This is a genomic window from Brucella tritici (assembly GCF_008932295.1).
Taxonomy (GTDB): domain Bacteria; phylum Pseudomonadota; class Alphaproteobacteria; order Rhizobiales; family Rhizobiaceae; genus Brucella; species Brucella tritici.
On record NZ_WBWA01000018.1, the window covers coordinates 1 to 22987 of the forward strand.

The following is a 22987-nucleotide window of genomic DNA, read 5'->3' on the forward strand; positions in this document are numbered from 1 at the left end:
ATGGCGCAATCATTGCCCACTGCTGGTCATCAAGCCAGAATTCTCCTGCCATGGTCCAAAACTCCCGCTGCAGAAGCGAGTGAATCACGGAGTGCCAGTATGATCAAGAGTCTGATTGGGTTTTGGCCCTAGTGTGGCGAATCCAAAATTCGTATTACTCTGGAGCGGGGTTGCGAACGAATTTCGGATTCAAATCCACCACACTAGGATGCACTCCAAAATAAAAAAAGGCCGGGAGAAACCCGACCTTTCAATCGCCTCAACAATCAGTGCCAGTACATCCGTGGTCAAAGATCGGAGACAATAACTTAGCGCCCGAGTTAAAGCGCCTGAAGATTATCAGCGGCTTTCTTGCCGGAACGGCGATCCGCCACCAACTCGAAGCTCACCTTCTGGCCTTCATTGAGCGTATGCATACCTGCACGCTCAACTGCAGAGATGTGAACAAACACATCCGGCGAACCATCGTCAGGCTGAATAAATCCGAAGCCTTTGCCGCTATTAAAGAATTTTACTGTTCCGTTTGCCATAGAGAATTCCTTTCAATTCGCATGGTTGAAGAATAACGAAATAATTTTCGTCGCGATTTTACGAAATTGAAAGAAAAGTCATGGCGCTTTATGCGCCTTGTCGTTCGATGACAAAATCGATTTTTAATAGATATACCCTTATTCCACCCTCTACAAGGGTAGCAGGTTAATTTTATTTTTTTCGCCATCAATTCGATTTCGCTATAATTCTTTCAATAACACCGGAAATCGGGCCATATGCGTGCCAGAAATACCAAAAAATATTGAACATTTTCGGCGAACAAAAATTTACAATTCAAATTCTATTGCGGGCGAAAGACACGTGTTTCGGCCCGTGAACTCCAGTCGCGGAGCTGTGATCGGGCGTGAATTGTTTTGATCGGGTTCGCTATGGAACCAGGCACATTCATCGCTACCTCAATAGATGCGGATCGGCCCGGCATAGTTGAATGAATATGCGAGTTGACGATCCCACGGAGGAGCGCAATCCGATTGGCGCTATTCGGGAGATAATTGAAATGCGGTACCACCTTATGGCTGCCATTGCGGCAGGTGTTTCGCTGTTTTCATTTGCTGCACATGCAGAAGATTTCACTAAAGGCACACTGAAATCCTATGATCGGGCGAGCCAGGTCGTCACTTTGACCAACGGTCAGAGCTTCGAACTCTATCCGCCTTATCATCCGAATGTACGGCCTGGTGAACGGGTCGTCGTTGACTGGCAGAGCAATCTGAACGGCGATGATCACGCCGATTTTGTCGGCCCGGCATCAATGCACCACATGTAACCGGAAAGAAAGGCGGCAGAATTGCCGCCTTTCTTCTATCCATTTGCCGCCCAAGGCTTACTTGACCCATACAACGCGGCGCGTCTGCGTATCGATCAGCGCCGGACGATCCTCCACATAGACGTAGGCATAGGCCGGCTGCTCAGGAACGGCGACCAGCGGCACATCATCCGGGATGACCGTGCCTTCGGCAATGTCGCCTTCGATGACAACCGGATCGACCGGATTGGTTTCGATGTAGGTTACAACTTCGTTTGGAACCAGCGGCCCGGCATTCGGCCCTTCGGTATAATAAACGACCTGGCGGTTCTGCATGGAAACAATCACCGGCTCACCATTGACATAGACGTAACCGAAATCGGGATTGTCAGGGATCGGACGAACCGCGATAGCATCGGGTAGAACATAGCCGTCACTGATATCGCCCTCAATGACGACCGGGTCCGAAGGGTTTGCGATAACATAATCACGCGCTGCCTGAGGCACTTCGATAAGCACTCGATCCTGTGCCAGCGCAAAACCGGAGCTGGCGAGAAACGCCGCTACGGTCAGAACAAGAGCTTTCTTCATTTTCAGCCTCACTTTCGCGTTAAGTCGCAAGGCTGAAATAACCGGGCTGATATGTCGAAGTTCCGGCAGAAGGGTACACTTCCTGCGACAGGCTGAAACATTCCCCTTGCAGGTGGCGCTCACGCGGACGAACTGGCTGAGGCAACACATTCGAGTGTGCGCAAATATACCCAAACTAAAAAGATGAGGTCGAATAATTGCGAACAGTAGTTTGATCGTTCAAATTGCTCCAGAACGAGCGCAGCGATTCACGAGTTAATACATATTCTCCAGAACTCCCAAGCCTCTGGCTTTGGGAGATCGCCTGGCAGATAAATCAGCTATCCGGAAATTACATTTTGTTTTTTAGTAATAATTAAATTAGGCGTCGCCGATTGAAAAATTTTACCCAGCAAATTGCTATTTTAAGATCGATCTAAATCCAGTTAAGATGGCCGTGTTTTCAATGAACAGGAGGTTTTTAAACTTTTTCATATTGCTAAGCGCAATCCGTTCTCACTTTGCAAGCAACATCTGTGTTGGTCAATTAGACTGAAACACGCCTGTAGAGGAAAGCGGAGAATGCAAAACGGCTTGTATAATACTGATACAGGGTTAGGCCATTCCGTCATTCCCCCGTATGGCGTCAAGGTCTGGATTGCATTCTGGAAGCGTTGATTTTTGATTATATTTTTTATTACGAATGAATAGGCTGCCCTTGTCTGTCCCATCATCCAGACAAAGGCAGCCACATTTAATTGTGCCAGATGCGTGCAATCAGCGTATTGGTCGCTCCATCCGTGCCAGAATGGCCCGAAGCTCTTCAACGGACCGATCGATCTCGTCCTTCTTCATCTCAAGTTCCAGGAGTTTTTCCTTGAAGCGCGTGCGCAGGCCTTCTGTTTCCGCCGGATCGGTGGTGCCATTTTCCCACACGCTGATCAGTTGCCCCATCTCGCTCAACGTGAAGCCAATGCGCCGTCCAAACAGGATGAGACGCAAGCGTGTATGGTCGTTGTAATCGTAAAGTCGCGTCACACCCGCACGACGCGGATTAAGCAGTCCCTTGTCTTCGTAAAAGCGCAAGGCCCGCAACGTCAGGTCGAACTCTTCTGCGAGATCTCCGATCCGGTATAGCCGACCGCCTGACTGATTTTCCTTTCGTGCATTCCCGCTTGCACCGGTCAGCAGATCTGCAATCGCTATATCTGCCACCTGCCCTGGCGCGTTTGTTTGTTTACTCATGTTCTACCCTGTTTCCGCCCCCGGAAACGCCCGGTCACCGCGCGATTGCGCGATGGAACCACTGTTGATGACAGCCCACATTGACATTGCTGTCAGTGTCGCAGCTTCGATTTACATTTGCCGCCGCGATTCACGCATCTTCCATACCCGATAGGTCCGCTTTTCATGTCGGACTGCCTTCGACCTGCCGAATTCAACCCGCTCAACCGTGGGATGCCTTTCTGCACCCACTAAAGCACGCACTTAGCCGCATATATTAACGAGTTATTTACCACGTTTGGACAAATGTAAGCAGAGCAAATTCTTGCCAGTTGCGTCGCAGAATTTGCTTCCGGCGGTCTCTATCATTGGAAAAAGTGAATTTCTCATGGCAAACCCAGATCTGGCGTCAGGTTCACGATCCATCATTGACGAATTGAACGCCCGCCGTGAGCGCCGGGCGCCTTCGCCAGCCATGGAAGAACTCAACCGCACTTTGGCGAGCCTTGAAAAGCGCCTGATGGATCTCGAACAGGACGATACCCCCGACATGCGCAATATTCTGCGCTCGGAACGTCAGCCGGTTCGCCATCCGGACGAAACAGTCACCGGCCTTGCAGAGATTGCCGAAAACCTGCGCCGCATGCGCGGAAGCCATGAAGAGCCGGAACAGAATTATGCATCAAGTGCCGAGGTCAGCCGGGCCAGCCGCGAGATGACCCGCATTCAGCGCGCCGCAAGCGAAGAAGGCTTTTCGCAGCGGATGAGCGACGACTTCGACCGTATCAGCGACAGCGTCCGCCTTCTCGCCGACCGCAGCAGCGAGGCCAATGCGCAGGCGCTTCGCCGCCAGCTCGAAGAACTCAACCGCACGGTCCAGAGCCTTGCCCGCGAAGAAACCCTGCACCGTCTGAACAATCGCTGGGACCGCTTCGACGCGCGTTTCGAGGCATTCGAGCAGCGTCATAACGCCGTTGACCCAGCGCTCGATGCCATCGGTTCGCGGCTTGAGCAGGTGCGCGATGCTATCGGCACCCTGCCCCAGTCCAACCGCTTGAGTGCAATCGAAGATCGCATCGGCCAGCTCGCTAGTTCCATCGAGGAGTCGCTCAGCCCGCAACATGTGTCGTCGCTGGAGCAGAACCGCCTGCAGCAGATCGATGAGCGGCTGGATGAGATCAGCCGCGCCATCATTGCCACAAGCCGCGCCCAGCGCCCGGATCAGGACGGCGCACGCCGTCTGGAGCGCATCGAAAACCGTCTGGCGGAACTCGCAGAACAACTCGCCACTTCGGCAACGCAGCAGAATTCCGACACGCTTTATCGCAAGCTCGGCGAACTTTCCTCGCGCATCGACGGCCTTTCAGGCGGCTCAGCGCTGCCGGACGGTGTCATCGACCAGCTCGCACACCAGATCAACCTGCTTGCCAATCAGGTCGGCAAGGTTATGGAGAATCTCAGCCAGTCCGACTACCATGCCGTCGAGGCGCGCCTCGAAGCCATTGGCGAAAAGCTCGAAGCTGCCGAGCGCCGGGCCGAAGAGCCGCATCCTTCTGTTCTGGACACGATCGACCGTCGCTTTGCAGAACTGACCGAGCGTCTCGACACGCAATACGCCACGCAGCATGTCGACAACAGTGCGATACACACGCTGGAAGGTCGTCTGGACGATCTCTCGCAGCAGATTTCGCTGGGTCTTCTTCAGGCGCCGACCTATGAAGGTCCGGGACTGGACATGAAGGCGATCCGCAGCCTTGAAGATCAGATCGCAAATATCGCCCATCATCTCGCGCAACCTGTAGCCGAGATCGCTGAACTGAAGCCGCGTCTCGATTCTATCGAACGTTCCATCGCATCCAATCGCGAAACAGTGCTGGATGCAGCGCGTGAAGCTGCCGAAAGTGCAGTCGCGCGTGTTCTGCAGCATGGATCGCATGGCGACAGCGTAATCGCCCGGCAACTCGCCGACGACATGAAATCGCTGGAAGCCCTGGCGCGTAATTCCGACGAGCGCAACGGCAAGACATTCGAGACCGTCCACGACACATTGGTCAAGATCGTTGATCGTCTGGCCAGGCTTGAGCAGGACGTGGCGGGTAAATCAGACACGCCGGACGCTGAAAATCCGGTCTTCACCAGCCCCAACGCTGGATCACCGCGCCCATCGACGCCGCGTTCACCGGCGGCAGCAGCCGCCGAAGCAGCTTTTGCAACCGTTCAGAGCGAAGCCGGTCCCGCCGATATGCAGTTAGCTGAATCGGCTGGCAAGTCGTCGCTTTTCGGCGGTTTTGCCAAGGCGATACGTGGTCGCCGCGCTGACAAGTCTGTCGGAAAGAGCGACGAAACGCTGGAAGCCAGCGCTTTCGACACGACGCTTGATGCACCAGCCTTCGAAAGTGATCTTGCCGCCATTGAGCCGATCACCCGCGAAGAGCCGGAGCTGGAGACGATCCCGTCCCCTCGCCCTCAAGGCGAAGGCATGCCGGATCTCAATTCGATTATGAAGCGGGTGCGCGAAGAGCGTCGCCAGCGCGAAAATGCTGCCGATGCAGCCCTTGCCGCCAACGGCAAGGTGGACTTCATCACAGCAGCCCGGCGTGCCGCCCAGCTTGCCGCCGCCGAATCCGAACAGCTTCAGAAAGGCGCAACCAAGCGCACCGGCAAGAAGAAGTCGTCAGTCGGCGATATGATCCAGCGTCAGCGCAAGCCGATCCTGATGGCAATCGGTGCCGTGATGATTGCCATGGCCGGTCTGCAGATCGGCTCTGCCTTCCTGAACCGTGATGAGCCGGTGGAAACGGCAATCGATACAGTACCGCCGCAGATCGACACCACTGCAACCGAAAACACGTCTGCACCAGCCGACGAAATCGCCGCGAAGATCGCATCGGACACGACACCCGCGCTCGAGCAGTCCGCCCCCGCAGCAGTGCCTCCGGTTACGGAGCCGCATTCGGAGAAAGTTGTACAGGAAGAAACCCCGGCACCGGCAGATGAGCAGCAGGCAGCGGTGGAAATCCCGACACAGGTTGAACAGCCTGCCGCAACAATCGCCAATCCGGTGAAGCCCGTTGAAACGGCGGCATCAGCCGAACCTGCCGCACAACCTCAGACGGCCATTCCGCCTGTACCGGAAGAAGCCGGTCCGGCAGCGCTTCGCGAAGCTGCGGCCAAGGGCGACGCCCGCGCGCTGTTCGAAGTCGGCAATCGCTATATGGAAGGTCGTGGCGTTGCCGCCGACTTTGCCAAGGCGGCGAAATGGTACGAAATCTCTGCCGGTCAGGGCTTTGCACCCGCGCAATATCGTCTCGGCAACTTCAACGAGAAGGGCCTTGGCATGCCCCGCGATCTGGAAAAGGCCAAGACCTGGTACCAGCTCTCGGCTCAGCAGGGCAACGCCAGCGCGATGCACAATCTCGCCGTCCTTTTCGCAACCGGCGCCAATGGCAACCCGGACAATGCCTCCGCCGTGCGCTGGTTCACCGATGCTGCCGAACTCGGCGTGAAGGACAGCCAGTTCAATCTCGGCATCCTTGCGGCCAAGGGACTGGGCATGCCGGTCAATCTGGAAGAAAGCTACAAGTGGTTCTCGCTCGCCGCCAATGCCGGTGACAAGGATGCCGCCGACAAGCGCGACCAGATTGCCAAGGCAATGAAGCCGGAACAGCTCGAACGCGCCAAGGATTTGGTCAAGCTCTGGAAGGCCAAGCCGCTCGATCAGGCGACCAACTCCATTGACGTCCCGGATGCATGGGCGGAAAACAAGCCGCTCACCACCGGCTCGGTGGATATGAAGAAGGCTGTTCGCAACATCCAGCTTATTCTCCAGAAGAACGGCTACGATGTCGGCACCGCCGATGGTTTGATGGGCGGCAAGACCCGCGCCGCGATTGCTGCCTTCCAGAAGGCAAACGGGCAGACGCCCACCGGCGACGTTGACCAGAAACTGGTTCAGCTTCTTCTTGAGAAGAATAAATAACGCATTGACGCAACTTGGATTTTGAAGGGCAGCATGTGCTGCCCTTTCTCGTTTCAATCACAGGCGTCTGAAAAAAGTGACAGGTTGAATCGACTCGTCGAGGCTTATTATCTACCTCCTATCAACGAGGGGATAGACGATGCTCTTGCACGTAAACAACGACATGGAAAACGGGATCATCGCGAAGATTCCCCTCGCGCTCGACAAGGATATCAAAAATTTCCAGGGGGATGCGATCGACTTCGAGATTTCATCCGGCGACAAGCAGCTTATCCCGGCGGAGGATATTCATCCCTACAAATCCATTTTCAAAGTCCTATCCGGCAGTTTCGAGCTGAAGAACATCTTCATAGCCGTATCGTTCAATGCGAATTTCACAACACCAGATGGCAAGAAGACCTGTCTGACACGGTCCAGCCCCATGGAAGAATGGAATGTAATGAATGGCAACTACTATGCCGAAAGCATGAACTGCTTCGGCTTCAAGTCCAGCAGTCGCTTTGCTGGAAATTTCAGCGTGAACCTGACCAATCCCTATCTTTATGTCATCAAAAACGGCAGCCTGACCGACAGTAAAATGTCCGACAACATTTCAATCCGTGCGCAGTTTTATCCATCATCTGGTTATTCCGTCATCACACCGAAAGAAGATATCAATATCATCATCAGTAATCGCCAGAACGCTACCGACTGAGCCACAGTGCATCGCGGCCAGTATGCGTCCATGTATTTCCTATATATTTTATGGGATTATACCAGAAATAGCGGTTTTCAGCACTCTTCAGAGCTCTTTTTGTTGTTCTTAAACAACACCCCGCATTTTTCCTCAAATAGAGTTCCGCGAGATAAGTTTATCGGCAATCGGCGTTTGACTTCGCGGCGGCGACAGAGCAAGACATTATGAGGAGTGGCAGGGCTGAAACTCACATGTGGAGTTAAGCCTAACTACTTGTTTTCATGCATTTCCGTACGCAGAACAGTTTCATAATTTTGCCGGAGATGTTTTAGTAGGGTGCAACATCTTGCGGAGAAGCGCGGCCGCAAGCAGCTGTGTGTCATGCGTTGGTGAAAGCCGGGTTCGGAATTGGGTATTTACCTTCCCATTGCGGAATTGTCGGTCAACATGCTGGTTCTTCTCGGCATGGGCGCCGCCGTGGGTTTTCTCTCCGGATTGTTCGGCGTCGGCGGCGGCTTTCTGATCACGCCGCTTTTGATCTTTTATAACATTCCACCTGCAATCGCAGTCGCCACCGGCGCCAATCAGGTCATCGCCTCGTCGGTTTCCGGCGCGCTGGCGCATTTCAAGCGTCGAACGCTCGATATCAAGCTCGGCCTGTTTCTCGTGGCGGGTGGTGTATTGGGTTCGCTCGTCGGTATCTTCGTGTTCTCGTGGCTGCGCGATCTCGGCCAGTTGGACCTGATCGTCTCCATACTCTACGTCTTCTTTCTCGGCACCGTTGGCGGCTTGATGCTGGTGGAAAGCCTGCGAGCGCTCCGGCGCGTGAAAAAAGGCCAGGCTGGCGCTGTGAGACGGTCCGGCCAGCACACGTGGATACACCGACTGCCGTTCAAGATGCGGTTTCGCGCCTCGACCATCTATGTCAGCATCATTCCGGTTCTCGGCATCGGATTCTTCATCGGTCTTTTGTCATCGGTAATGGGTGTCGGCGGCGGCTTCATCATGGTTCCGGCGCTCATCTATCTGTTGCATGTTCCGACCAATGTGGTTGTCGGAACCTCATTGTTTCAGATTACCTTTGTCACTGCGGTCACGACCGTTCTGCAGGCAACGACCAACCAGTCCATCGACATCGTGCTCGCCTTCCTGCTGATGGTTGGCGGCGTTATCGGCGCACAATATGGCGCACGCGCAGGACAAAAGCTGCGCGGCGAACAGTTGCGCCTTCTGCTGGCGCTTCTCGTGCTCGCCGTTGGCCTGCGTCTCGCCTTTGGCCTGTTTGTGCGGCCCGACAATCTGTTTTCCATCTCGATTGCGGATATCTGACATGCGGAGCCTTACGCTTTCCTCCGCATTAATGTTCCTTCTGATGGCGGGAAGTGCGCTGGCGCAGGTCGATTCCAGTGGCAACGGCAACACGGTTCCGCAATTGCAGAACCCCGCCGACGAAACCATCGAGATCGGGCTTTCAACGGAAACCATCGCCATCACATCGAATTTCGGCGGCACTGATCTTACCATATTCGGTGCGCTCGATAATGCCGATCCGATGGTCCAGCGACAGGGTCGTTACGATATCATCGTCGTGCTGCAAGGCCCCTCACGCGATCTCGTGGTGCGCAAGAAGGACCGTTATCTCGGCGTCTGGGTGAATGCGGATTCGCAAACCTTCATGGGCGTCCCGCTCTCCTATTCGCTCGCCTCTACCCGCAATCTACAGGACATTGCCGAGGAAAAAATCTACCGGCAGCTTTCGGTGGGCGTGCGCAACTTCTATCTCGTCCCGGAAGATCCGGGCAGCCTGTCGAGCAACATCCCGACATTCGGCAACGAACTGCGCGAGATGAAAATTCGCCAGGGCCTCTATACGCAGCGCATCGGGGGCGTGGAGTTCATTTCCCGCACCCTGTTTCGCGCCACGTTGAACCTGCCCGCAAACGTGCCGGTCGGACGCCACAAGGCCCGTGCTCTTCTGTTCCGCAACGGTGTTTTTCTGCGTGAAGCCAATGCCAGTCTTGAAATCGTCAAGGCCGGTTTTGAACAGAGCATCTACAACGCCGCCCACCAGAACAGCTTTCTCTACGGCCTGTTCGCCGTTTTCCTTGCCGTTTTCACCGGCTGGTTTGGGCGCATTCTGTTCCGTCGAGATTAACCACTGTAAAGCGCGCCGCGCGCAATCGGGTAGACCTTGCCCTGCCCCAGCATATAGGCACGCAGGCTCTCGTCGGCGAACAGCCCCCGAAAGGCTCGATCCAGAATATTCAGCGCACCCGTATAGGCACCAAAAGCAGGCATGATGAGCCTTTCGCCGTCGCTTACAAAACAGGGGCGGCGCACCGACCGTCCCCGCCGCACGATGCGGGCCGCCGGATGAAGGTGGCCTGCAATCTCGCCCTGCCCGGCCTTGCGCGATGGTTCATGCCGGAAGGTAAGCGGTCCGATTGCCAGTTCCTCCACACAATCGCCCGGCAGATCCACCGGGCGATACGGATCGTGATTGCCGGTAATCCAGAACCAGTCGCGATGTTCCATCAGCGATTTCAGCCGGATGGCATAAAGCGACGGCAGGCGCTCGCTGGCCGTCGCATCGTGAAAACTGTCACCGAGGCTGATGACAGTTCGCGGCTGATAGCGCGCAATTGCCAGCGCCAGCATGTCGAGCGTCGCTGCTGTGTCATAAGGCGGGATGAGCTGACCGCGCCGGGCAAAGGATGATCCTTTTTCCAGATGCAGGTCGGAAACGATGAGCATATGCAGATCGGGCAGGAACAGTGCGCCGGATGGATCGCACACAGCCGCAACGCCACGCACTTGCGTATGGGCCAGACTGTAGGCCTCTCCGTTGCCCCACACCGCAGTCTTCATTGCATCGCCTCTCTGATCAGGTCGTCTGCGGCCTCTTCAAGCAGCATTTCATCACCATCGCCTGCCACACGCTCACGCCCGATTTCGAGCATGACAGGCAGTGCCAGCGGAGAAATCCTGTCGAGCGGCTTGTGCAGCAGATGACCTTTCACACGCGCCAGCATGTCGCCAAGACGCTTGATATCCAGAAGTCCGGTCGCAGCATCCGCGCGTGTCGCCTGCAACAATATATGGTCAGGCTCATGAGTCCGCAGCACGTCATAGATCAGGTCGGTGGAAACCGTAACCTGACGGCCTGTTTTCTCCTGTCCCGGATGACGGCGCTCGATAAGCCCTGAAATCACGGCACAATTGCGGAAAGTGCGTTTCAAAAGGTAACTTTCATCGAGCCAGGCTTCGAGATCGTCCCCCAGCATATCCTCGTCGAATAGCCGGGTGAGATTGAGCTTTCCGGTGCTGATCAGCGCGCCCATATCCTTGAGGCCCCAAAGCCCCAGCGAATAATCGGTGGCGACAAAGCCAAGCGGATGCGCGCCCATGCGTTCCAGGCGGCGCGTCAGCAACATGCCGAGCGTTTGATGCGCCAGCCTGCCCTCGAACGGATAGGCGACCATGTAGAAGCGATTGCCGCGCGGAAAGGTTTCGATCAACAGTTCGTCCGTTGCAGGCAGCACGGATTTCCACTGCTGCACTTCAAGCCACTCCCGCACCTGTTCCGGCAAAAACTGCCAGCGCGTGCGGTCGGCAAGCATGGCGCGCACCTGCGCGGCGAGATAGGTGGAAAGCGGAAACTTGCCGCCTGCATAGACAGGAATTTTGGCATCCTGCCCGGCAGCATTGGAGGCGATGCATTCATTTTCACGGATGCCTTCAAACCGCAGCACCTTTCCGGCAAACAGGAACGTGTCGCCAGCAGTCAGCGTCTCAAGGAAATATTCCTCGATGCGACCGAGAACACGTCCGCCACGCGCATTTCCGCCCTTGCCGCCACGAGTAAGCCGGACATTCAGCTCTGGCGCTTCGACAATCGTGCCGATGTTGAGCCGATATTGCTGCGCGATACGCGGATTGGACACCCGCCACGTGCCGTCCGCGGTCTTGCGGATTTTCGCAAACCGCTCATAGGTCTTGAGCGCGTAACCGCCGGTCGCCACGAAATCCAGAATACGGTCGAACGTGTCTCGCGGAAGGTTCGAATAAGGTGCAGCACTCTGCACCTCACGATAAAGCTGATCGGCGTTGAAAGGCTCGGCACAGGCCATGCCAAGCACATGTTGCGCCAGCACATCCAGCGCTCCGTCTATCAGGGGTGGTGTATCCTGCGCGCCCAGATAATTGGCGTCGAGTGCGGCACGGCACTCCATCACCTCGAAGCGATTGGCGGGCACCAGAATGGCGCGGCTTGGCTCGTCCATGCGGTGATTGGCGCGTCCGATGCGCTGCGCAAGGCGGCTCGCCCCCTTCGGTGCTCCGACATGAATGACCAGATCGACATCGCCCCAGTCGATCCCGAGATCAAGTGTCGAGGTCGCGACCACAGCCCGCAATGTGTTGGCAGCCATGGCTTGCTCGACCTTGCGGCGCTGGCTGGCATCAAGCGAGCCATGATGCAGCGCAATCGGCAGCGTGTCCTCATTGACCCGCCAGAGTTCCTGAAAAAGCATCTCTGCTTGACTGCGCGTATTGACGAACAGGAGCGTCGTCTTGTGCTGGCGGATCGCCTCATAAATGTCAGGGATAGCATAGCGTGACGAATGGCCGGACCACGGCACCCGCTCATCGGAATCGAGAATGCTGATTTCCGGCTTGGCGCCGCCATCCACTGTCACAAGACCGGCCATCGGCCCGGTGGCGTCCTGTTCCACCAGCCAGCGGCGCAGTTCATCGGGCTCAGCCACCGTGGCGGAAAGGCCGATGGTCTGCAATTGCGGTTGCAAGCGGCGCAACCGTGCCAGCCCCAACGCCAATAAATGCCCCCGCTTGGAAATCACCAGCGAGTGCAATTCGTCCAGCACCACATAGCGCAGCCCCTTGAAGAACTGTTCTGCACCTTTGGATGCGATCAACAGTGCAAGCTGTTCTGGCGTCGTCAGCAGAATATCCGGCGGCGCCAGCTTCTGCCGCTGGCGTTTGTGCGCAGGCGTATCGCCGGTCCGAGTCTCGATTGAGATGTCGAGCCCCATTTCCTCGACCGGCACCGTCAGATTGCGATGAATATCGACGGCCAGAGCCTTCAAGGGTGAAATGTAAAGTGTATGAACACCTCTTTTGGATTTTGACGCAATTCCGGACGGAAAACCGGTTCCCACTTTTCCTGGAATTGCTTTGCTTTGTCGCTTTTCCAGATCCACCAATGCAGGCAGAAACCCGGCCAGCGTTTTACCCGCCCCGGTGGGCGCGATCAGAAGCGTAGACTGTCCCTGTTCGGCACGGGCCAGAAGCTCAAGCTGATGCGCGCGCGGCGACCAGCCCTTGGCCGCAAACCATTCAAGAAAACGGTCCGGCAAGGGAAAAGCGGCAGAAGCAGCAGCGGGTTTCAGGTTCAGTGTCACGCCGTCAATCTAATCGCAGCAAGGCAAGCCGCCAAGATGTTTGTTCACTTTTGTTCTCATTTTGTCAGCAGATGCAAGCTCCCTCTCTTTTCGGCGCGAACTTCGTGACCTATCTTGAAACCATGCGTTTCAACCAGCTTCTCTGCTCCTCTCCCAAAGGCCTTTATTGCCCGCCCGGTGATTTCTACATCGACCCCGTGCGTCCGGTGGAACGCGCACTCATCACCCACGGGCATTCCGATCATGCCCGCTCTGGCCACACCCATGTGCTGGCAACGCCCGAAACGCTCGACATCATGGCGCTGCGCTACGGCGCGAACTTCGCCGAAACCACGCAACCGATAAACCTCGGTGAAACTCTGACAATCAACGGTGTGCGGGTCAGTTTTCATGGCGCAGGCCATGTGCTCGGCTCAGCCCAGATCGCGGTGGAAAAAAATGGAATCCGCATAGTCGCTTCGGGCGATTACAAGCGCGCAACCGATCCAACATGCGCGCCCTTTGAGCCTGTCGCCTGTGACGTCTTCATCACCGAAGCAACCTTTGCGCTGCCGGTATTTCGTCACCCTGATGCTTCACACGAGATCGCAACACTTCTCAAATCAACCCGGCAATTTCCCGAACGTGCCCACCTCGTCGGTGCCTATTCACTGGGCAAGGCACAGCGGGTTATCAAACTCATACGCAATGCTGGCTACTCGGAACCGATCTATATTCACGGCGCACTGGAAAAGATCTGCGATTATTACCAGTCGCAAGGCATCGATCTTGGTCCTCTGGAACCAGCCACTCTGGAACGTGACGAAGCGCAGCCGGATTTTGCAGGCAAAATCATCGTCGGTCCTCCGTCGGCTTTCTCCGACCGCTGGGCACGGCGTTTTCCCGATCCCATTTCGGCCTTCGCCTCCGGCTGGATGCGCATCCGCCAGCGCGCCAGGCAACAGGGGGTAGAGCTGCCGCTCGTCATTTCCGACCACTGCGACTGGGATGAGCTGACGGCGACAATTACGGAAATTACACCTGCCGAAGTGTGGGTCACGCATGGACGGGAAGAGGCGCTCGTTCGCTGGTGCGAACTGCAGAACATACCGGCAAAGCCGCTGCATCTCGTCGGCTATGAAGATGAGGGCGATTGATGCGCGCTTTCGCTGAACTTCTCGACCGACTGGTTCTGACACCGCAGCGCAACGGCAAGCTCCGGCTGCTTGTTGACTATTTCCGCGCCACGCCCGACCCGGATCGCGGTCTGGCATTGGCGGCAATCACGCGCGATCTAGAACTGCAAAGCGTGAAACCCGCCATGCTGAGGGCGCTGATAACCGAGCGCACCGATCCCACGCTCTTTGCCTATTCCTATGATTATGTTGGAGACCTCGCCGAAACGATTTCGCTTATCTGGCCCGGTCCGAGCGAAACCGCGCCCGGCGCAAATCTGCCACTTGGGATCGTGGTGCACGAATTGCAGAATGCTTCGCGTCGCGAAGGCCCGATGCTCGTGGCAGGATGGCTCGATCTGCTCGGCATTTCTGAACGCTACGCGCTGTTGAAGCTCGTTACCGGCGGTTTGCGCGTCGGGGTTTCAGCCCGTCTGGCCAAACAGGCCCTTGCTGATTTCGGCAACGTCAACGTCGTGGAAATCGAGGAACTCTGGCACGGCCAGTCACCGCCCTATGAGGCGCTTTTCGCCTGGCTGGAAGGCAGAGGCGAAAAACCTGCGGCCACCGCAGCCGCACCGTTTCGCCCTGTCATGCTGGCGACGGCGCTTGATGAAGCGGAAATCCCCTTGCTCGATGCATCTGCCTACAGTGCAGAGTGGAAATGGGACGGTATTCGGGTGCAGGCCGTCTCGGAAAACGGCGTGCGCCGTCTCTATTCACGCACCGGTGACGATATTTCCGGCGCATTCCCGGATATTCTTGAAGCTATGGATTTCGAAGGTGCAATCGACGGCGAACTACTCGTCGGTCATCACGGCGAAACCGGCATAGAAACAGCCACTTTTTCCGATCTCCAGCAACGACTGAACCGCAAGACCGTGAGCGCGAAGCAATTACGAGATTATCCGGCTTTCGTGCGAGCCTATGATCTCTTGCAGGAAGGAAACCAGCAAACGGGCAGCGATTTGCGCACGTTGCCTTTTTCCGAGCGCCGCGCCCGCCTGCAAAATTTCGTCGCCAAGCTCGATCCGCGCCGCTTTGATCTTTCGCCCGTCCTGCCCTTTGCCGATTTTCACGAACTGGCAGAGTTTCGCGCCAATCCATCCCATCCCGTCATCGAAGGCGTGATGCTGAAGCGTCACGACAGTACCTATCTGCCCGGACGCCCCAAGGGACCGTGGTTCAAATGGAAGCGAGATCCCTTCACCGTCGATGCCGTGATCGTCTATGCCCAGCGTGGGCACGGCAAGCGTTCCAGCTATTATTCAGATTTCACCTTTGCCGTCTGGACGGGACCGGAAGACGAGCCGGTGCTGGTGCCGGTCGGCAAGGCCTATTTCGGCTTTACGGACGAAGAACTGAAATTGCTGGACAAGTTTGTGCGCGAGAACACCACCGAGCGCTTCGGGCCGGTGCGGTCGGTACGTGCCGAGCCGGATCACGGCCTTGTGGTGGAGGTGGCTTTTGAGGGGCTCAACCGCTCTACACGTCATAAATCCGGCGTCGCCATGCGCTTTCCGCGGTTTTCACGACTACGATGGGACAAGCCGCCCCGCGAAGCGGACCGGCTTGAAATGCTGGAAAAGCTGCTGACCTGATTAGAGCGCCTTTCAATCTGATGGAATCAGATTGAAAGGCGCTCTAATCTCTTGTTTTTACGCGTATCTTATCCGAAAACCGTTTCACACTTTTCGGGATGCGCTCTAATCAGCAGCCGTCGAAACGCGAATTTCATAGATGTTGACCGGCTTGCCGGAACCGCTCAAATCCGAGTTGACCGTGATGGTACCTGCGCGACCTGCCTTCTGGCCGGACGGAATATCCATATCGAACAGGAAGTCGCTTGCGGAATCGCGAACGTCGTAGCGCCTGCGCCCGCAATCGCCAAGTCCCCCGAAATCGCAATTGACCGACATCTGAGTCATCTTACCGTCGTCAGCGCGTGCCACGATGTCGAAGGTCGCCTTCTTGCCTTCAAGCTGGTTCAAAATACCTTCGCCCACATCGAATGTGACCGTATCTTCAGCACCGGAAGACTGAATGCGGGCAAAACTGCGCGTGCCTTCCTGTTTGATTTCAGCCGTCGCACGTCCTTTGACCGACATGCGTGTCGCCTCGGACGGCTGGAAGATGGTGATCCACTTCAGCCCGCCCGGCTCCTCGCCTTCCTTCAGGGGCGCAATATTACCGTCGCTATGCAGCGGATTGTTCGTCGGCCCACGGCTCAGATCGATAAAGCTGTTATAGAGCGAATAACCGATGAAAGCGGCGACAGCCAGCACAAGTGCCGGAATGCCATAGCTGTAGAAAGGCGAATGGCGTTTCTTCTTCCTACGGTCCTTGCGCGACACGCCGCCCTCATAGCCAAGGTCGGCGCTGCTGCGCTTCTTCTGCCGCGAGGTCGCACGAATATCACCGGTGTCGAGTGCTGGCGATGCTTCTTCCGTCCTGCCACCAAGGATAGGGTCTTCCCTGTGCGGAGCGTCGAGCGACGGCTCGCGACGGTCGTTCGCCTCGCCGCCCGTCTTGAATTCTTCTTCGATCCGGGAAATAGCGTCCTTCAGCTTCTGCCGGCGCTGTTCCTTCTGCGCATCGCTGAGTGCTGTATTTGCCGTAAGAGCGCGCTCATGCGCACCCCAGGCGGATTCGTAGATTCGCTGGCGGGTCGCCGGATTATGCGCATCCGCCTTGGCAAATGCATTCCTGATCGCGCGCTCAATACTTTCCAAAGGCTGCTCTTCCCTTGTTCGTTCTTCCCGCCATTTCGTCACGCCCTCAACAAGAGCAAGCGATCCCCGATACAGACGATTTCATAAGCCTCAGCGAAATTAACGTCTGAATCAAGGCATTTACCTGTTCATCACCCGCTTTGACTAGCCGATAAGCATGTTGGAGACACCAAATATTAACTCTGACTGCGGCTTTCCCCCATCCGTATAGTTTTACAGGACCGAACTGCCCCCATTGCAGGTGGGCGAAACATCCTGAAGTATAGCGGCGATTCCCTTTGGGCACGGCATTTCGATCGCAACCGCATGCCAGTGTGTGGAAATACTCGCATCCGTTGGTTTCGACATCTCCCGTCGCGATTGTCGAAGGTAGCCAACGGTGACAGACATGCTCGCGCGCTTTTGATATTGCCGTTGGGCAAGGAGATGCTAGAACTATTACGTTTACGGAAACGTCAATCACGGAGGACGATTGAACATGGCCTTGCCTGATATTCTGAAAAGCAGACTGCGCATCCCGGTGGTTGGTGCTCCCCTGTTCATCATTTCGCATCCGGCCCTAGTGATGGCGCAGTGCAAGGCAGGCGTCGTTGGTTCCTTTCCTGCGCTCAATGCCCGTCCTGAAGCACAGCTTGATGAGTGGCTGGCAGAGATCACGGAGGGGCTTGCCGCTTACGATAAGGCCAATCCGGATCGACCGTCCGCTCCTTTCGCGGTCAACCAGATCGTGCATCGTTCCAACAAGCGCCTTGAGCACGATCTCGGCCTTTGCGTGAAATACAAGGTGCCGATCGTCATTTCCTCGCTCGGGGCAGTACCGGAAGTGAACGCCGCGATCCATTCTTATGGCGGCATCGTCCTTCATGACGTCATCAACAATCGCCACGCCAATTCGGCAATCCGCAAGGGTGCGGATGGTCTTATCGCCGTGGCTGCGGGTGCCGGTGGTCATGCGGGTTCCCTGTCACCCTTCGCGCTCGTGCAGGAAATCCGTTCCTGGTTTGATGGCCCCCTGCTCCTTTCGGGCGCCATCGCCAATGGCGGTTCGATCCTTGCTGCGCAGGCCATGGGCGCTGATCTCGCTTATATCGGCTCGCCCTTCATTGCCACGACTGAAGCGCGCGCAACCGATGCTTATAAGCAGATGATCGTCGACTCGAGTTCATCCGACATCGTCTATTCCAACTACTTCACCGGCATAGCAGGCAACTACCTGAAGCCATCCATTGCCAATTCGGGACTCGACCCGGATAACCTTCCGGAAGCCGATCCCTCCAAGATGGACTTCGAGACTGCGCAGCAGGAAGGCGCCAAGGCCTGGAAGGATATCTGGGGTTGCGGCCAGGGCATCGGCGCGATCCATGAAGTGGCACCCGCCGGACAATTGGTCGACCGGCTGGAGCGCGAATATAAGGACGCTCGCCAGCGTCTTTGCGCGGGCGCCTGATTCTGCGACGGTCACGGGACTGCGCCAGCTCGACGGTTGGCGCGGTTCTCATACTTTCCGACCCTCACCGCTTGCACCGTGCAAAACAGGTTTGGTGCGGCCTTGTCAGGCACTCGCGATGTGCATCTTGTGAAAGCTTTTGAACAAACATCGAGATTGTTTGATTTGGCCCTTGCTTTCCTCCATGCTTTTGGTTATCAGCGCACCGTCCAGCCGGAAACGGATGGCTTCCTTCGGGAAATTGGAACGCAATGTTCCGGGCCGCTTTAGCTCAGTTGGTAGAGCACATCATTCGTAATGATGGGGTCGCGTGTTCGAGTCACGCAAGCGGCACCAGTTAATATCTTGAAAATCCGACATTTTTCGACTTGAAGACACGACCCAACATGGTCGCCCTAGTGCCGCGTCTCTGCACAAGCTCTTTTTGTGTCTGGTGTGGCGCGGCACTGCCTTTGGCACAAAAAGATAAAACCGCTAACGTCAGGTCCGTCCTTTCAACAAACTATGAGCTTGACCATCTGCTGACGTCTGAGCAAGCCGCTAGTGTTTTAGGTTTAAGTCCACGGCGCTCTATTAGCTTTTATTGAACTACAAAAGAGGGAAAACACTAGTCAGAAGTGAAGCAGCCTCTATTGTCCGAAAATGCCGTGACTGATCATTTCCAATGACCGGAAAGGGGCCGTGAGTGGCCTGTCAGCTTTTAGCTTCCAAGTTGGAAGTAGTGGACGTTCTCAATGCTCGATTAAGAGCGACATGAAGTTTCTCGGCGACCTGGAGAAAACACCCGCATCGATCAATATCCTCAGAATCTAGGCTTTCTTAAACGGCCAGACAGACAGTATGTCCTTCCTTTGTGTCTCTGCAATGCACACCATGCTAAAGTCCACAATAGGGAGAGGTTATTACGCAAGTGGGAACCTCTTATTCTCAATCGTACAGATCCATCACTCATCGACACGGTTAGCCTTGGAAACTCGGAAAACCAATCTGACGCGGTTACCTTTTCGATATAGTTGCCGACGGGGCATTTCAATCATTCACAATCCACCGTACCAGTCATAGCCGTAGTCCTCCCAGTATCCACCTTTTCCACCTTGAATACCTGCAAAGCTTGAAACGAGCTCAATCGACTTGATGTATTTGCTCATCTTGTATCCAAGTTGTCTCTCTACGCGCAGACGAAGCGGAGCTCCGTTCTCCACCGGAAGGGCCTGATTGTTGAGACCGTAGGCCAATATAGTCTGCGGATGGCGGGCGTCGATGAGATCTATGCTGCCATAAAATGACGCTGTCCCTTTCGCGCCGTCTACCCTATCGAAGCAGTGGAAGACGACAAAGCGCGCGGATGACGTGGGGCGTGCCACATCGAGAATCTGGCTCAAGGGAACGCCTGTCCATTTGGCGATTGTACTCCAGCCTTCCACGCAGTCGTGGCGGGTGATCTGGGTGCGCCCTGGCATGTTGCGCAGTTGCTCCAGCGAAAAACTTACGGGGTTTTCTACGAGACCAGTTACCTGCAAAACATAGTTTGAGAAATTGGCAGCGCGAAGTGCTTCATATTCTTCTGTTGCTGGATTGGTTTCACCATTCGGTTTTTGACCCTGACGCAGCTCGCTTTCCCCATACTCCCTTGCAAGTGCATTATGTCCCTGCAGTTGCCGTTGAATGAGGTAGGTCAGATCGTTCGCCTTTTCGAGGACATGCCGCGTAGCGCTTTCGTTGTCGCCGACAAAATCGAAAGCATCACAACCGCTCAACATAATGGACGAGGCTGCGGCTCCGGAAAAAGTAAGGAACTGTCGTCTGGAAATATTCAGCTTGCTCATGGGTGCCTGTCCTCATCTTTTTTCGGAAGATCGGCGCAATACCAGCCAGAAATCATCGATCGCATTTCGTTGAACGGACCAGCCGCAAGCACCATCACGATATGAACGAAGACGAATGCGCAAAGCAGGAAAACGGCCAAAAAATGAAGAGTGCGGGCTGTCTGGCGTCCGCCGAGCCATTCCGTCAGCGGCAGTACGGCATCCATGCCGGGAGACATGGCCAGCCCCGTAACTATAACGATCGGGAAAAACCCGAAAAACACCATGCAATAGGTCAGCTTCTGCATAGGATTGTATGTTTTTCCATGCTGGAAGCGAAACTTGAGATGGTTGAGAAAATCAATGGGTAGGCTTTGTATATCGAATGCAGATGGCAACAGCTCGTTCTTCAAATGCCCGTTCAGAATGCTGCCGACAAGCCATAGCATGAGCGTGCCCACCAGAACCCAGGCGAAAAAAAAGTGAACCGCGCGTCCGGTTGCCAGATCGCGATAGGACGGAATGGTCAATGCTGGTGGAAATGCCTGATAGTCGGGAGCACTTGTGGCTCCCGATACGCCGAGAAAACCGGTTGTCTGGAAGCTTTTGCCCAAGATATCGACACGACCTTCAGGGCCGCTTTCACCATCGACGGCATAAATTGCCAGAACGGCATTATCATAGTCGAAACCGGATTCATTGCCGAGATAGAGCGTTGGGTGCGCATTGAATATCTGCAGCCCCGACAGCAGCAGAAAAAAGAGGCTTGCGGCCCAAATCCAGTGTGTGAGGCGCGTCAGCAGACGCTGGCGATAAACGAGCTGTTTCATGATTTTGTGCTCCGGTAATTTGCCCGCCAATCCCGAGGGAAGACTGGCGGGCCAGAACAATTACTGAGGCTTTTTCATGGAGTCGGGCTGCATCGCGTCCTGTTTCATGGCATCGCTCTTCATCGCTTTGTCGTCATGTTTCTTCATTTTCTTTTTTGTATCGCTATGCGTGGCGTCGCCTTTCATGGCGTCATGCTTGCCCATGGAATCCTTCTTCATAGTGTCAGACTTCATGGTGTCGGTTTTCATCGCGTCTTGCGCGAAAGAAACCGGCGTGAAAGATATAGCGGCAAGCAGGGCGAGCGCAGGGAGGACGATGATGTTCTGTTTGATGGTCATGACGATACTCCTGTTCATCTGGGCGCCAGCGGCGCGTAACAGGAGGAGTTTCGACAGGCAGAGGCAAATGGTTACACCGATCACGACGATGTGATCACCTCATCGGAAGACGTAACCTTTTCCGCTTCTTTCACGAATATGCCGGTGATTGGGAGTTGTAACCTGACCTATTCGAACGAAGAGAGGTTGAAAAAACTCATGATATTGGCGCTCGACGGAGACAAGGCAGCCTATCGGACCTTGCTTGAGGATTTGTCGCGCCGGCTGAAACCATATTTTCTACGGCGTCTTTTCGGCGATAAATCGCAAGCTGAAGACCTTATTCAGGAGACTTTGCTGGCGATCCATACCCGACGCATAACCTATGATCGAGGCATGGCGTTTCTGCCCTGGGTGAATGGAATTGCACATCACAAGCTTGTCGATCATCTACGCCGTCACGGGCGTGAGACTGCTACACCTCTGGAAGAAGATGTTCCTGTGTCCGATGAAGCCGAAGCCACCGACGCGCGCATGGACGTGGACAGGATGCTGAGCGGTGTTTCCGAACGCACCGCAGGTTTGATCCGCAAAGTAAAAATCGAGGGACAATCCATAGATGAAGCCGCACGTGACACCGGCATGAGCCAGAGCGCGGTTAAAGTCGCCATCCACCGCGGTCTTGCAACAATAGCGCAAAGATTTGGAGGCAAAGGGCGTGACCGATGATCTGATCGACAAGCTGACAGCAGATATCAAACCGGTTGGCCCTCACGCAATGCGCCAGCTTTTCTTGCGCTATGCGACGGGAGGCATTGCAGGCGGGCTTGCGATTATGCTGGTTTTCCTTGGCGTACGTCACGATTTGTTGTTGGCTATGACGACGGCAGCCTATTGGATGAAATTCAGCTACGCAGTCCTGCTTTTATTGATACTGATCCCCGCATTATTCACCTTGTCGCGTCCCGTTCGCACGGGATTGTACTGGTTGCCGCTGGCCATACTTCCGGCTTGTCTTGCAGGTGCTGCATCAATCCAGCTGCTGAACGCTGAGCCCGGACAAGCAGAGGTGTTGATATGGGGGCGGACAGCGTTGGTCTGTCCGTGGTTGATTGTTCTCATAGCTCTTCCCATGCTCGGATTTCTGCTTGCTGCGATGCGATGGCTTGCTCCGGCAAATCCTGCTCTGACCGGTCTTGTCGCCGGTATCGTTGCTGGCGCCGTAGGAGTTCTCATCTATTCACTACACTGTCCAGAATCCGGAATGCCGTTTATTGCAATCTGGTACACGCTCGGCATCGCCATCACAGGCTTTCTCGGCATGATTGGCGGGCGCGTTTTACTCAAATGGTAGGAGGTCAAAACGCACAGCTTCCATCCTGGTTTGAACAATTAACAGACCTCTCACTGGCAAGTTAACTGCTGGCCCAGGCACAAGCGGGCCTTGATCCTAGTCGAAACGCGGCCTTTCCGCGCGCATGATTCCGTATGTCGCGCATCGGCGTAACGGTGGCAGAATCTCGTCGTCTTCAAAA

19 protein-coding genes and 1 tRNA gene are annotated in these 22987 nt (G+C 55.5%); 11 read left to right on the forward strand and 9 right to left on the reverse strand.

The window, feature by feature from the left end:
• Positions 1-320: 320 nt before the first annotated feature.
• Positions 321-530 carry a cold-shock protein gene (locus F9K91_RS17065; RefSeq protein WP_061346907.1) on the reverse strand — a complete coding sequence of 70 codons (210 nt, stop codon included), beginning with the start codon at positions 528-530 and terminating at the stop codon, positions 321-323.
• A gap of 518 nt (positions 531-1048) precedes the next feature.
• On the opposite strand from F9K91_RS17065, the gene F9K91_RS17070 reads away from it, so the two are divergent.
• Positions 1049-1318, forward strand: coding sequence for a hypothetical protein (locus F9K91_RS17070; protein ID WP_151555602.1), 270 nt, complete (start codon positions 1049-1051; stop codon positions 1316-1318).
• A gap of 57 nt (positions 1319-1375) precedes the next feature.
• Here F9K91_RS17070 and F9K91_RS17075 read toward each other — a convergent pair whose 3' ends face one another.
• Both F9K91_RS17075 and F9K91_RS17080 read right to left on the reverse strand, forming a co-directional pair.
• Entirely contained in the window at positions 1376-1888 is a 513-nt protein-coding gene (locus F9K91_RS17075) for a DUF1236 domain-containing protein (protein WP_151652378.1), read from the reverse strand.
• Between the two features lie 756 nt (positions 1889-2644).
• On the reverse strand, positions 2645-3112 hold the full coding sequence (locus tag F9K91_RS17080; RefSeq protein ID WP_151555600.1) for a MerR family transcriptional regulator: 468 nt from the start codon (positions 3110-3112) through the stop codon (positions 2645-2647).
• 367 nt (positions 3113-3479) lie between these two features.
• Here F9K91_RS17080 and F9K91_RS17085 point away from each other — a divergent pair, with 367 nt between their 5' ends.
• From F9K91_RS17085 to F9K91_RS17100, 4 genes are all read left to right on the forward strand, one after another.
• A complete protein-coding gene (locus F9K91_RS17085) occupies positions 3480-7070 on the forward strand; it encodes a peptidoglycan-binding protein (RefSeq protein ID WP_151678286.1) in 3591 nt (1196 codons plus the stop codon).
• A 139-nt stretch (positions 7071-7209) separates the two neighbouring features.
• A complete protein-coding gene (locus tag F9K91_RS17090) occupies positions 7210-7764 on the forward strand; it encodes a hypothetical protein (protein WP_151678287.1) in 555 nt (184 codons plus the stop codon).
• A gap of 429 nt (positions 7765-8193) precedes the next feature.
• A complete protein-coding gene (locus F9K91_RS17095; RefSeq protein ID WP_029376011.1) occupies positions 8194-9075 on the forward strand; it encodes a sulfite exporter TauE/SafE family protein in 882 nt (293 codons plus the stop codon).
• Between the two features lies 1 nt (position 9076).
• Positions 9077-9901: a TIGR02186 family protein gene (locus F9K91_RS17100; protein WP_151555597.1), complete on the forward strand. Its 825-nt coding sequence runs from the start codon at positions 9077-9079 to the stop codon at positions 9899-9901.
• Here the strand turns inward: F9K91_RS17100 and pdeM are convergent.
• Both pdeM and F9K91_RS17110 read right to left on the reverse strand, forming a co-directional pair.
• Entirely contained in the window at positions 9898-10614 is a 717-nt protein-coding gene (gene pdeM, locus F9K91_RS17105) for a ligase-associated DNA damage response endonuclease PdeM (protein WP_151678288.1), read from the reverse strand. The genes F9K91_RS17100 and pdeM overlap by 4 nt on opposite strands.
• Positions 10611-13166, reverse strand: coding sequence for a ligase-associated DNA damage response DEXH box helicase (locus tag F9K91_RS17110; RefSeq protein WP_151555596.1), 2556 nt, complete (start codon positions 13164-13166; stop codon positions 10611-10613). Before F9K91_RS17110 ends, pdeM begins: the two co-directional genes overlap by 4 nt.
• Positions 13167-13288: 122 nt before the next feature.
• Here F9K91_RS17110 and F9K91_RS17115 point away from each other — a divergent pair, with 122 nt between their 5' ends.
• Positions 13289-14302, forward strand: a complete 1014-nt coding sequence (locus tag F9K91_RS17115) for a ligase-associated DNA damage response exonuclease (protein ID WP_151678289.1) — start codon at positions 13289-13291, stop codon at positions 14300-14302.
• The gene (locus F9K91_RS17120) at positions 14302-15921 is read left to right on the forward strand and encodes a cisplatin damage response ATP-dependent DNA ligase (protein WP_151678290.1); all 1620 of its coding nucleotides are present in this window, start codon (positions 14302-14304) and stop codon (positions 15919-15921) included. The genes F9K91_RS17115 and F9K91_RS17120 overlap by 1 nt, the downstream gene beginning before the upstream one ends.
• Before the next feature lie 105 nt (positions 15922-16026).
• Here F9K91_RS17120 and F9K91_RS17125 read toward each other — a convergent pair whose 3' ends face one another.
• Positions 16027-17052, reverse strand: coding sequence for a hypothetical protein (locus tag F9K91_RS17125; protein ID WP_061346898.1), 1026 nt, complete (start codon positions 17050-17052; stop codon positions 16027-16029).
• Between the two features lie 478 nt (positions 17053-17530).
• Between F9K91_RS17125 and F9K91_RS17130 the strand changes: the two genes are divergently transcribed.
• Together F9K91_RS17130 and F9K91_RS17135 are read left to right on the forward strand one after the other, a co-directional pair.
• Complete coding sequence (locus tag F9K91_RS17130) at positions 17531-18499, forward strand: NAD(P)H-dependent flavin oxidoreductase (protein ID WP_151678291.1); 969 nt, start codon at positions 17531-17533, stop codon at positions 18497-18499.
• Between the two features lie 260 nt (positions 18500-18759).
• A tRNA-Thr gene (locus tag F9K91_RS17135) sits at positions 18760-18835 on the forward strand.
• Between the two features lie 701 nt (positions 18836-19536).
• Here F9K91_RS17135 and F9K91_RS17140 read toward each other — a convergent pair.
• Genes F9K91_RS17140 through F9K91_RS17150 form a run of 3 tightly spaced genes read right to left on the reverse strand, consistent with a single transcriptional unit; the run spans position 19537 to position 21473 of the window.
• Positions 19537-20325 carry a molybdopterin-dependent oxidoreductase gene (locus tag F9K91_RS17140; RefSeq protein WP_151678292.1) on the reverse strand — a complete coding sequence of 263 codons (789 nt, stop codon included), beginning with the start codon at positions 20323-20325 and terminating at the stop codon, positions 19537-19539.
• Positions 20322-21134 carry a cytochrome b/b6 domain-containing protein gene (locus F9K91_RS17145; RefSeq protein ID WP_151678293.1) on the reverse strand — a complete coding sequence of 271 codons (813 nt, stop codon included), beginning with the start codon at positions 21132-21134 and terminating at the stop codon, positions 20322-20324. The genes F9K91_RS17140 and F9K91_RS17145 overlap by 4 nt, the downstream gene beginning before the upstream one ends.
• Before the next feature lie 60 nt (positions 21135-21194).
• On the reverse strand, positions 21195-21473 hold the full coding sequence (locus tag F9K91_RS17150; protein WP_151555589.1) for a pentapeptide MXKDX repeat protein: 279 nt from the start codon (positions 21471-21473) through the stop codon (positions 21195-21197).
• 198 nt (positions 21474-21671) lie between these two features.
• Here F9K91_RS17150 and F9K91_RS17155 point away from each other — a divergent pair, with 198 nt between their 5' ends.
• Positions 21672-22181 (forward strand): sigma-70 family RNA polymerase sigma factor, encoded by a 510-nt coding sequence (locus tag F9K91_RS17155; RefSeq protein ID WP_151678335.1) that lies wholly within the window; start codon positions 21672-21674, stop codon positions 22179-22181.
• Complete coding sequence (locus F9K91_RS17160; RefSeq protein ID WP_151678294.1) at positions 22171-22806, forward strand: NrsF family protein; 636 nt, start codon at positions 22171-22173, stop codon at positions 22804-22806. Before F9K91_RS17155 ends, F9K91_RS17160 begins: the two co-directional genes overlap by 11 nt.
• Positions 22807-22987: the final 181 nt, after the last annotated feature.